Raw genomic sequence first — 10,865 nt, 5'->3', positions numbered from 1 at the left:
ACACCCTCCGGCAAGCGCAGTTCACCCCCACCGACACCAGCCACGCCTACACCGCCAAGGGCACCTACCCCCTCACCGTCACCGCGCTCTACACCGCCACCGTCGACTTCGGCACCCACGGCACCCGCACCATCGACGGCCACATCACCGCACCCGCCCCACCCCGACACATCCGCATCGTCGAAGTCCACACCGCCCTCGTCCAACACGACTGCATCGAAGACCCCCACGGCCCCGGCTGCCCCGCCACCTGAAAACCGGTGTCAGCCGACGCGCGGACCGCCTCAGCCGTGCTTGTCGATCAGCCGGTCGAACGCGGCGTCGAGCTCGGCGTCCACCTGCCGGCGCGCCTCATCGGCGAGGTGCCACTCGACGATCTCCCTCGCACCGTCGGAGAACGGCGTCGTGGCCACCCACCCGGGCACGAGCTGCTTGATGCGCGTGTTGTCGAACAGCACCGAGTGCGCCTTGTCGCCCACCAGCCCCGGGCCGATCGCGGGGATCTCCCGTGCGATGGCATCCGATGCGACGTGCACGATCTCGGGCTCGCGCCCCAGCGCTCGCCCGAGCAGCCGCGCGATCTCGTCCCATGTCAGGCTCTCGTCGCTCGTGATGTGCACCGGCTGCCCGATCGCGTGGGGGTTGCCGAACAGCCCGACGAACGCACGGGCGAAGTCGCGCGAGTGCGTGAGCGTCCACCAGCTCGTGCCGTCGCCGTGCACCACGATCGGCCGACCGTCGCGGATGCGCTGCAGCGCCGTCCATCCGCCCTCCAGGGGCACCAGCGAGGGGCCATACGTGTGGCTCGGACGCACGATCGTCACCGGAAAGCCCTGCTCGCGGTAGGCGGCGACGAGCAGGTCCTCACTGGCGATCTTGTCGCGGCTGTACTGCCAGAACGGGTTGCGGAGCGGCGTCGACTCGACGATGGGCAGCTGCGCGATCGGCTTCTGGTAGGCCGACGCGCTCGAGATGTAGAGGTACTGACGCGTGCGTGCGGCGAAGATCCGGATGTCGTCCCGTACCTGCTCGGGCGAGAAGCTGCGGAAGTTCGCCACCACGTCGAACGACTCGTCGCCGACCGCGCGCGCGATGGACGACGCGTCGCCCGCATCGCCGATCAGTCCGCGCACGCCGGCGGGCAGGTCGCTGCGCCCACGATTGAGCACCGTGACGTCATACCCGCGCTCGACGGCGAGTCGGGTCACGTACGTGCTGATGTTGCCGGTGCCGCCGATGATCAGGATGCGCATGGCGGTCACGCTATCGCCCCCCTGACCCGGTGGCGCGAAGCGGGAGATCCGCCTCAGCGCGCGGCGGCGCCTTCGAGCACGCCCGCCCGCTCCGGGTGCTGGTCGAACCACTCGGCCACATACCAGCAGACGGGCAGCACGGTGCGATCACCGGCGGCCTCGATGTCATCCACCGCGCGCTCCGTGACGATCGCGGCGTACCCGTGTCCGCGATGCGCCGGATTCGTGAACGCGCGCGTGAGCGCGACGGTCCGGCCGTTGTCGCGGTAGTCGAGCACGCTCACCAGATCGTCCCCACGACGCAGCTCGTAGCGCGACGCGGCCTTGTCATTCGTGAACGTCAACTCAGTCACGATGCGAGGTTACGTCCGTCCACAGCCGTCCGGACGTCTCCGCGCTGGCGATTCGCTGTGGACGACCCGCTGCGCGGACCCGCGCGGACCTAGCGTCGGCGACATGCCGCTCCGTCCCGCCCATGCCACCTTCGCCCTTCTCGGCGTCATCGCGCTGCTGACATCCTGCGCGTCCCGCTCCGACCCCCTCTCCGAGGCGGAGCAGAACTATCGCGACTGGCTCACGGCAGCCGACGACATCCGCCGCCGCACGGTCACGGATGACACGGCCGCCACCCTCCGCCGGCTGAGCAGCGACGACGTGCTCATGGCGCCCCGCTTCAGCGTGGTAGACCACATGCTCGCCGGTGCACGGCAGACGGGATATCGCCACATCGTGGCGTTCCGGATCGTGCAGAGGCCGCAGGGGTCCGGCGCGCTCCCACCTCCCGAGGACGCCGTCACCGCCGAGGCGTGCGTCGACGCCACGCTGGTCGACCAGGTGGACGGCGTCGGCGACTCCCTCGCCGGCGAATACGACGCTCGCCGCTACGCGCGGTTCGTGGTCCTGACGCGCGACGAATCCGGCATCCTCGTCATCTCCGAGGAGCGAGAGACCGCCTCCGACATCTGCGAGGGGTGAGATGTCCGTGCCTCGCCGACCGCCGCTCGCCGCCGGCGTCCTGAACGGCCCGTGTCCTCAGCGCTTGCCGCGCGCGAGCTTCGAGGGCCACCAGATGGCACGGCCGATGTCGGTCGCGAGCGCCGGCACGAGCAGCGACCGCACCACGAACGTGTCCAGCAGCACACCGAACGCGACGATGAACGCGATCTGCACCAGGAACAGGACGGGGATCACCGCGAGCGCCGTGAACGTCGCCGCGAGCACGAGCCCGGCCGACGTGATGATGCCTCCCGTGAACGTCAGGCCGCGCCGGATGCCCTCCCGGGTGCCGTGCGCGAGCGCCTCCTCCCGGACACGCGACATGAGGAAGATGTTGTAGTCGATGCCGAGCGCCACCAGGAACACGAAGCCGTACAGCGGGACGGCGGGATCCGCTCCCGGCATGTCGAGAACGTGCTCGAACACCAGCCCCGCGACTCCCATCGCGGTGCCGAACGACAGCACGGTCGTCGCCACGAGCAGGATCGGCGCGAGCACCGATCGCAGCAGCAGCATCAGGATGACCAGGATCACCGCGAGCACGAGCGGCACGATCAGGTTGCGATCGTGGATCGAGGCATCGTTGGTGTCGAGATCGGTCGCCGTGCTGCCGCCCACGAGCGCCTCCGGTACCTCGCCGCGCAGATCGACCCGCAGGTCGCGCACCGTCTGCTCCGCGGCGAGCGAGTCGGCCGCGTCGGCGAGGGTCGCCTGCAGCAGCACCGCGCCCTCCGAGATCACCGGCTCGGGCGCCGGGGTACCGGGCGGACCGAACGCTCCGATGCCCTCCTCGGTGACCGGCGCGGTCATCCCCCTGCCGTCCACGACCACGGCGACCTCCGCCACGCCGTCGTGCGCGAGCAGCACATCGGCGGCCTCCTGCAGGGCGTTCTCGGGCACGAGCACCGACGCCGGGCTCCCCGAGCCGGCAGGGAAGTGCTCGCCGAGCACGCGCTGCCCCTCCCGGGCCTCCGACGCCCCGAGCACGAGCTCGGACTGGGGCACACCCGACGCCTGCAGCTGCGTGATGCCCAGGCAGCCGACGGCCAGCACGACCGCGGTGCCGATCCAGATCCTGCGCGGGCGGCGCCCGATGGCGCGGGCGAGGCGGGCCCACGGTCCGTTCGACCGCTCGAGCTCAGGCGCATCGGGGTCGTATACGGGCCGGCGCGGCCAGAAGGCCACGCGCCCCAGCGCCAGCAGCATCGACGGCAGCAGCGTGAGCGCCGACAGGATGGCGAACGCGATGCCGATCGCCGCGACGGGCCCCAGCGAGCTGTTGGAGCGGAGGTCGCTCAGCAGCAGGCACAGCAGCCCCGCGATCACCGTGCCACCGGAGGCGACGATCGGCTCGATCGAGCCTCGCAGCGCGCGCACCGTGGCGGTCCAGCGGCGCGGCGTGCGCACGAGCTCGTCGCGATAGCGGGCCACATAGAGCAGGGCGTAGTCGGTGGCGGCCCCGATCACCAGGATGAACAGGATGCCCTGCGTCTGGCCGCTCAGCAGCAGCACCTCGGCCTTGGCGAGCCACCACACCGTCAGCAGCGCCACGCACAGCGCGAACATGCTGGTCGCCAGCACCGCCAGAGGCAGCAGCAGCGATCGGTACACGACCACCAGGATCACGAGCACCGCGGCGAGCGCGACCGCGAGCAGCAGGCCGTCGATGCCGGAGAAGGCGCCCGCGAGGTCGCTCGTGAAGCCCGCCGGCCCGGTGACGAAGACGTCGATCCCCTCTGGCAGGTCCTCCGAGACCGCCTCGCGCAGCTCGGCGGTGGCATCGCCGAGGTCGGCGTCGCCGTCGAGGGGCACGAACGCCTGTACCGCGAGCCCGTCCTCGGACGGGATGGGCGGCGACGCCTCGCCGTCCACGATCTCGCGCTCGGCGACGTCGGCGAGGCGCGCGCCGATCGCGTCCAGGTCGCCCGGCGCCAGCTCCTCGTCCGACGCGAACACGACCACGGCCGGGATCGCGTCGCCCTCGGTGAAACCCGGCAGCCGCTCCTGCACCTCGGTCGCCTCCGCCGTCGCGGGCAGGTATGCCGTGCGATCGTTCGAGGACACCTCCTCGACGCGTCCGAAGTAGGGTCCGCCGATCGCGGCGGCCGTCAGCCAGACGAGGATGAGCACCGCGGGCAGCAGCACCCGCAGCCACGCGGGAACCCGCGTCCCCGAGGCGTGTGCGTCGTCGAGCGCCTTCGGTCGGGGGTGCGCGTTCATGGTTCTCCTCACGTGCGGCGGTCAGCGAGCGCGTTCCCACGACGCGGCCGCGCCCGGAACGACGAAGAAGAGGGGATGCGGCGACGGCCCGCCGGCGGAGACGCGAGCGTGGTCGGCCGGAGAGCGCTGCACGAGCTTGCGCAGCAGGTGCTGCCACTCGAGATCCACCTGCCCCTGCGTCACGGGGATCAGGTGCGTCCGCGGGTCCGCGGGTCGCGCGATCCGCTCGCCGTCGAAGCGGTAGCCCCGCCGCTCCGCCTCCGCGCGCACGCCGTGCAGGTAGGAGCTGATCGCGGCGACCGGATCATCGGTCGCTCGGAACCGCTCGAGCTGCGGGTGAGCGGTGTAGCCGCGGGTCGTGCCACGCAGCACGGCCTGCGCCAGCAGCGCCTCACGCCAGCACGCGGTGAGGCCTTGGCGATCCAGCAGCGACGGGTGCAGCGACCAGAGCCTCACGTGGCGCTTCCCTTCGACTCGGCGAACGATGTTTCTCTAGCTTAGCTAGATACATACAAGGCTACATAATGGCCGGTCGTAAGATCGTCGCATGGCACGTGCGCGGATGGACAGGGGCGACGAGCCGTCGATGTTCGATCCACGCGTGCTCGACCCCGATCAGGAGGTCGTCTCGCTCCGCGGCATGGACGACGCCGAGATCGACCAGATCGTCGAGCTGCTGCGCACGCTGCGGCTGTGGCGCGAGGCCGAGGAGCGGATGAGCGAGGCATCGCGCCGCTACATGAAGCTCGGCGACACCGACATGCGCGCACTGCGCTTCATCATCGCGGGACAGCAGAACGGGATGGTGGTGACACCCGGCGCGATCGCCGAGCACCTCGGCATCTCCACGGCCTCCACCACCAAGCTGCTCGATCGCCTCGCCGCCGCCGGACACGTGCGCCGCCTGCCGCATCCGTCCGACCGCCGCAGCGTCGCAGTGGAGGTGCGGGACGAGACGAGACGCGCCGCCCGCGACACCGTCGGCCGCAGCCACGCCCGCCGCTTCGACGTCGCGGCACGGCTCACTCCCTCGCAGCGGGAGGTCGTAACGCGCTTCCTCCGCGATCTGGCCGCGACAGCGGACGAGGACCACCACCCGACCAGCTGAGAGGCTCGCCCTCGCACTTCGACACCGATTCGCCGCCCCGTCGTGTCACATTGCGTCATGTAGTGGGCCCCGCACTGAAACGGTTTGACACGGCGCGACACGCGCGGTCACAATTGTCGCCATGTCTGACAACGCCACGCTTCTGTCCGCCCTGGAGGCGAACGGGACGACCGGGATGATGATGCCCGGGCGCGCTGTCATGTGCTGTCGAATGTGCCGCTGAGACGAATCTCCCCAGCCGCACTCCCTGACAGGGATCCAGATCCGCCTGCCGTTCGGCTGCGCGTGATCCGGGCATCCAGCACCCGGGACGCCCACCATCCGGCCGACGCCATCTGAGCGCGATCGGCCGAACGACGCACACACCCGCACCACTCAGCGGTGCATCCCCCCAAGGAACTCATCATCATGTCGAACGTCACCGCCTTCCTCGACCGCCCCGCCGCCACCCCCGTGCGACACCTGCGCCCGCTTCCGCCGCTCGCCGAGCAGACCCCCGTCGCGGCGGCGGCCCCCCGGCCGCAGGCCGCCCCCCGCGGCTTCGCCCTGTACGTGGGCATCGACGAGCTCAAGGCAGCCGTCGACGGCGTGAGCCTGCCGGTGCTGGTCGACGCGCTGCGCCGCACCATCGCCGAGCTCGCCCCGAGCGCCGAGACCTACGCCGCGGTGGCTCTCGCGCCGCAGCAGGCCGGTGGGCGCGACATCGACGTCGTGCGGCTCGCTCTGCACGAGCCCGCCGCCGTCGCGCGCACCAAGGCGCACTCGGACGAGCAGGCGGAGGCCGCCCGCGGCGTCGTCGTCGACATCTCGCGCAAGCGCGTGATCATCGACGGCGAGTCGGCGGCGCTCACCTTCAAGGAGTTCGAGCTGCTGCAGTACCTCGTGCTGCGCGAAGGGCGCACCATCGAGCGCGCCGAGCTCGTCTCATCGCTGTGGGACGCGGACGACGCCGATGCCCCGGGCGAGCGCACGATCGACGTGCACGTGCGCCGCCTGCGGTCGAAGCTCGGCGCCTTCCAGGACATCGTGCGCACCGTGCGCGGCGTCGGCTACCGCTTCGACCGTCACGCGGACGTCTCGGTGCGCTATGGCGCCGGGGCCCCGTCGCCCGACCGGTTCTGACCGAGACGACCAGCACGGGTTTGTCAGACGCCCCGCGTAGCGTGGCGGCATGATCCCGTCCGCCGCGCTCGTGTCGCGCCATCCTGTGCGCGAGCGCGCTCCGCGGCCGGATGCGGGACCGCGGCTCGAGACGGTGTACCGGCCGCGCGGGCCTCTCGACCTGTACGCCACGGTGGCGGTGTTCCAGCGCGGACCTGGCGATGCGGCACAGGCCTGGAGCGCGGGCGTCATCTGGCGCGCGACCCGCACACCGCAGGGCGTCGCCACGGTCGCCTTGCGGCAGACCGCCGACGGATCCGTGCGAGCCGCCGCGTGGGGACCCGGCCGCGAATGGGCCATCGCCCAGGTGCCCGCCCTATGCGGTGCGCAAGATGACGACACAGGCTTCGAGGCGTCGCTGCATCCGCTGATCGCCGACGCCCGACGTCGCCATCCGGGCCTGAGGCTCGGCCGCAGCGATCTGATCTTCGACGCCCTGGTGCAGTCGATCACCGAGCAGAAGATCACCGCGATCCAGGCGTTCGCCGCGTGGCGTCGTCTCGTCACATGGTTCGGAGAGCGGGCGCCCGGCCCGACGCCGAAGCCGATGTACGCACCGCCGTCGATCGACGGCTGGCGGCGCATCCCGTCCTGGGCCTGGCATCGCGCGGGCCTCGAGCCGCCGCAGAGCCGCACGATCGTCGAGGCGGCGCGACGCGGCTCGTCGATCGTGCGCGCCGTCGACGCGGCGCCCGACGGGCCGAGCCGCGACGCCGCTCTCACGAGCCTTCCGGGCATCGGCGCCTGGACCTCGGCCGAGACGCGCGTCCGCGCGCTCGGAGACCCCGACGCCGTGAGCGTCGGCGACTTCCACCTCGCCCACCAGGTGGGCTACGCCCTCACGGGCAGCCGCGTGGAGGATGACGGGATGCTCGAACTGCTCGCGCCGTGGGTCGGCCACCGGCAGCGCGTCATCCGGCTCATCCTGTCGTCGGGCGTGAGCGAGCCGCGCCGCGCTCCCCGCCTGCATCCCGAGGACCATCGCGCGCGCTGATGCGCGACCGCCTGGCCTCCCCACCGGTCGGGGTCGCGCCCGCGTAGCCTGAGGGCATGTGGCTCATCCTGCGCACGATCGCCGTGCTCGCCGCGGGTGGCATCCTCGGCGCCGCGTACCTCGACAACGTCTGGCTCGGACTGCTCATCGGGCTGCTCTCCTCGCTGGGGCTGTTCCTGGCGTTCGAGGCGCGCAAGGGCGGACGCCCGGGACGCGACGAGTACGACGACGGCGCGCGACTCTAGCCGCACCTCCGGTGCGCGGGTGCCGCGGCCGGCTCGTAGCAGGCCGGCTCAGTAGTAGGCCGGCTTGTAGTGGGCCGGCTCAGTAGTAGACCGCGAGCGGACCGTCGGGCCCGTCGATCACGCGCACGGGGGTGTCGAACACCCGCGTGAGCACGTCGTCGGTGAAGATCGTCGCGGGCGGCCCGAACTCGACGACCCGCCCGTCCTTCACGGCGCAGATGTGATCGGCGTAGTGGCCGGCGAAGTTGATGTCGTGGAGCACGATCACGATGGTGCGGCCCAGCTCAGCGGCGGCCTTCTTCAGGTGCTGCATCATCTGCACCGAGTGCTTCATGTCGAGGTTGTTGAGGGGCTCGTCCAGCAGCACGTACTCGGTGTCCTGTGCGAGCACCATGGCGACGTAGGCGCGCTGACGCTGGCCGCCCGACAGCTGGTCGAGATAGCGGCCCTCGAGCTCGGTGAGGTCGAGGAAGTCGATCGCGCGCGACACGATCTGCTCGTCGGCGCGGGTCAGTCGCCCCTTGGAGTACGGGAAGCGCCCGAATCCGACCAGCTGGCGCACGGTCAGGCGCGTGATGAAGTGGTTCTCCTGGCGGAGGATCGACACGATCTTCGCCAGATCCTTCGATGCGGTGCTCGCCACGTCGTACCCGGCGATCTCGATCGCACCGGCGTCGATGCCGAGCAGGCGGCCGATCATCGTCAGCAGCGTCGACTTGCCGGCGCCGTTCGGGCCGACGAGCGCCGTGATGCCGCCCGCGGGGATCTGCAGGTCGACGGGACCGATCGCGACCTCGGTGCTGTAGTCCTTTCGCACGTCGCGCAGGGTGATCACAGGCGGCCCTTCCGAAGGATGACGATGAGGAACAGCGTGCCGCCGACGACCTCGATGATGATCGACACGACGCCCTGCGCGTAGAAGACGTTCTTCATGACGAAGTACGCGCCTGCCAGCACGACGAAGCCGGTCAGCACGGCGACGGGGAACACGAGACGATGGTCGAACGTGTCGGCGAACTGGTACGCGAGCGTCGCGACCAGGAAGCCGAGGAACGTCATCGGCCCCACGAGGGCCGTCGACACGGCCATGAGCACCGACACGAGCAGCAGGACGAGGATGGTCTCGCGCCGGTGGTCGAGGCCGAGCCCCATCGCGGCGTCGCGCCCCAGCGCGAGCACATTGAGCCGACGGGCGCGCGACCACAGGATCGCGCCCGCGACGGCGACGAGCGGGATCGCGAGCGGGAAGTACGCGGCATCGGCATTGGCCATGGATCCGAACAGCCGTGCCGACAGCACATCGAACTCGCTGGGCGTCAGAAGGCGCTGCATGAACGCCGAGACCGAGCCGAGCCCTCCTCCGAGCACGATGCCGATCAGCAGCATGATCTGCAGGTTCGCGTAGCGCCCCGACAGCAGCCAGCTGTACAGCAGCAGCGCGAGCCCGACCATGAGCGCCACCTGCAGCGCGAACTGTCCGAGTCCCTGGAGGGCCACCACACCGGCCACGCCGAGGACGTAGACGGCCGATGTCTGCACCGCCACGTAGAGCGCCTCGAAACCCATGATCGACGGCGTGATGATGCGGTTGTTCGTGGCCGTCTGGAAGCTGACGGTCGCGATGGCCTGCGCGAACGCCACGATCGCCATGGTGGTGACCGCCTTGCCGCGCAGCTCGGCAATCTTCCAGAACCCGTCGGTGCCGAACGGCATGGGGTTGTCCCACGCCAGCAGGCCGAAGCCGAACAGCACCGCGAGCACGATCAGCGCGCCCAGGATCAGGGCGTACCGCCGGCGCGCACGGGGCGTGGGCAGGGAACCGGCGTGGCGCTCGAGCGGCGCCCCGTCGGGGGCGAAGGCGCGAAGCGAGGTGATCGGCTCAGCCACGGCGACGCTGCCTCAGCAGAAGCGTGATGAAGACGGCGGCTCCGACGATGCCCAGGATGAGCGACACGGGCACCTCGAACGGCATGATGATCGTGCGACTGACCAGGTCGCACACCGTGACGGTGGCGATGCCGAGCAGACACACCCATGGCAGGTTGCTGCGCAGGTCGTCGCCACGGAACATCGACACGATGTTGGGCACGATCAGCCCCAGGAACGGCAGGTTGCCCACGACGACCGTCACCACGCCGGTCGCGACCGCGATGAGCGCGGTGCCGATCAGGATGATGCGGTTGTAGTTCAGGCCGACGTTCGTGGCGACGTCCTCACCGAGGCCGGCGACCGTGAACCGGTCGGCGGCGATGAAGACCGCCACCACGACCGCGAGCACGATCCAGAGCACCTCGTACTGCCCGCGCAGCACCGACGTGAAGCTGCCGGCGAACCAGACGCCGATGTTCTGCAGCATGTTCGTCTGCAGCGCGATGAACGTCGAGACCGAGCCGACCACGGCGCCGAGCATGATGCCGACGATCGGCACGATCAGCGACGATCGCAGCGACACCCGGCGCAGGAACAGGAAGAACACCATCGTGCCGATGAACGCGGCGACGATCGCCCCGATCATGCGGGGCAGGATGCCCGCCGTCGGCGCCACGATCATGACCGCGAGCAGGCCGAGCCCCGCCCATTCGGTGGTGCCGGTCGTGGTGGGCTCGACGAAGCGGTTCTGGGTCAGCAGCTGCATCACGAGACCGCACATCGCCATGGCCGCTCCCGCGAGCACGAGCGCGACGGTGCGCGGGACGCGCGTGATCTGGAACATCTGCGCGCCGTCCTCGGCGCCCACGACGTCGTAGACACCCGTGAACAGCGACAGGACGAGCAGACCGGCGACGACGGCGATGCCGACGCTCAGCCAGGGGTCGAAGAGCCGGGCGCGCGACCGGGCGCGGGGTTCGGCTGCGGTGATGGTCATGGGTGCCTTCGGGCGACGGGCG

12 protein-coding genes and 1 pseudogene are annotated in these 10,865 nt (G+C 70.7%); 6 read left to right on the top strand and 7 right to left on the bottom strand.

Annotated elements, in window-relative coordinates; genetic code table 11:
• Positions 1-254, top strand: a pseudogene (locus ABTW64_RS14030) (hypothetical protein); the annotation flags it as partial.
• A 30-nt stretch (positions 255-284) separates the two neighbouring features.
• On the opposite strand, the gene ABTW64_RS14025 reads toward ABTW64_RS14030, so the two are convergent.
• Together ABTW64_RS14025 and ABTW64_RS14020 are read right to left on the bottom strand one after the other, a co-directional pair.
• A complete protein-coding gene (locus ABTW64_RS14025) occupies positions 285-1,253 on the bottom strand; it encodes an SDR family oxidoreductase (protein ID WP_350623474.1) in 969 nt (322 codons plus the stop codon).
• Between the two features lie 53 nt (positions 1,254-1,306).
• Positions 1,307-1,606 (bottom strand): GNAT family N-acetyltransferase, encoded by a 300-nt coding sequence (locus ABTW64_RS14020; RefSeq protein WP_350623472.1) that lies wholly within the window; start codon positions 1,604-1,606, stop codon positions 1,307-1,309.
• A gap of 103 nt (positions 1,607-1,709) precedes the next feature.
• Here ABTW64_RS14020 and ABTW64_RS14015 point away from each other — a divergent pair, with 103 nt between their 5' ends.
• A complete protein-coding gene (locus ABTW64_RS14015; protein WP_350623470.1) occupies positions 1,710-2,228 on the top strand; it encodes a hypothetical protein in 519 nt (172 codons plus the stop codon).
• Between the two features lie 57 nt (positions 2,229-2,285).
• On the opposite strand, the gene ABTW64_RS14010 is transcribed toward ABTW64_RS14015, so the two are convergent.
• Both ABTW64_RS14010 and ABTW64_RS14005 read right to left on the bottom strand, forming a co-directional pair.
• The gene (locus ABTW64_RS14010; protein ID WP_350623468.1) at positions 2,286-4,469 is read right to left on the bottom strand and encodes an MMPL family transporter; all 2,184 of its coding nucleotides are present in this window, start codon (positions 4,467-4,469) and stop codon (positions 2,286-2,288) included.
• A gap of 21 nt (positions 4,470-4,490) precedes the next feature.
• Positions 4,491-4,925, bottom strand: a complete 435-nt coding sequence (locus ABTW64_RS14005; protein WP_350623466.1) for a pyrimidine dimer DNA glycosylase/endonuclease V — start codon at positions 4,923-4,925, stop codon at positions 4,491-4,493.
• Positions 4,926-5,016: 91 nt separating this feature from the next.
• Here ABTW64_RS14005 and ABTW64_RS14000 point away from each other — a divergent pair, with 91 nt between their 5' ends.
• From ABTW64_RS14000 to ABTW64_RS13985, 4 genes are all read left to right on the top strand, one after another.
• Entirely contained in the window at positions 5,017-5,577 is a 561-nt protein-coding gene (locus tag ABTW64_RS14000; protein ID WP_350623464.1) for a MarR family winged helix-turn-helix transcriptional regulator, read from the top strand.
• Between the two features lie 408 nt (positions 5,578-5,985).
• The gene (locus ABTW64_RS13995) at positions 5,986-6,699 is read left to right on the top strand and encodes a winged helix-turn-helix domain-containing protein (protein ID WP_350623462.1); all 714 of its coding nucleotides are present in this window, start codon (positions 5,986-5,988) and stop codon (positions 6,697-6,699) included.
• Positions 6,700-6,748: 49 nt separating this feature from the next.
• Positions 6,749-7,732: a DNA-3-methyladenine glycosylase family protein gene (locus ABTW64_RS13990; RefSeq protein ID WP_350623460.1), complete on the top strand. Its 984-nt coding sequence runs from the start codon at positions 6,749-6,751 to the stop codon at positions 7,730-7,732.
• 56 nt (positions 7,733-7,788) lie between these two features.
• Positions 7,789-7,977: a hypothetical protein gene (locus ABTW64_RS13985; RefSeq protein WP_350623458.1), complete on the top strand. Its 189-nt coding sequence runs from the start codon at positions 7,789-7,791 to the stop codon at positions 7,975-7,977.
• Positions 7,978-8,056: 79 nt separating this feature from the next.
• On the opposite strand, the gene ABTW64_RS13980 is transcribed toward ABTW64_RS13985, so the two are convergent.
• Genes ABTW64_RS13980 through ABTW64_RS13970 form a run of 3 tightly spaced genes read right to left on the bottom strand, consistent with a single transcriptional unit; the run spans position 8,057 to position 10,843 of the window.
• Positions 8,057-8,812 carry an iron ABC transporter ATP-binding protein gene (locus ABTW64_RS13980; protein WP_350623456.1) on the bottom strand — a complete coding sequence of 252 codons (756 nt, stop codon included), beginning with the start codon at positions 8,810-8,812 and terminating at the stop codon, positions 8,057-8,059.
• Positions 8,809-9,864 carry an iron chelate uptake ABC transporter family permease subunit gene (locus ABTW64_RS13975; RefSeq protein ID WP_350623454.1) on the bottom strand — a complete coding sequence of 352 codons (1,056 nt, stop codon included), beginning with the start codon at positions 9,862-9,864 and terminating at the stop codon, positions 8,809-8,811. The genes ABTW64_RS13980 and ABTW64_RS13975 overlap by 4 nt, the downstream gene beginning before the upstream one ends.
• Positions 9,857-10,843, bottom strand: coding sequence for an ABC transporter permease (locus ABTW64_RS13970; protein ID WP_350623452.1), 987 nt, complete (start codon positions 10,841-10,843; stop codon positions 9,857-9,859). The genes ABTW64_RS13975 and ABTW64_RS13970 overlap by 8 nt, the downstream gene beginning before the upstream one ends.
• Positions 10,844-10,865 lie beyond the last annotated feature (22 nt).

This window comes from Microbacterium sp. NPDC096154, from assembly GCF_040302945.1.
Taxonomy (GTDB): Bacteria; Actinomycetota; Actinomycetes; order Actinomycetales; family Microbacteriaceae; genus Microbacterium.
This window is presented reverse-complemented; position numbering and strand designations above follow the sequence as displayed.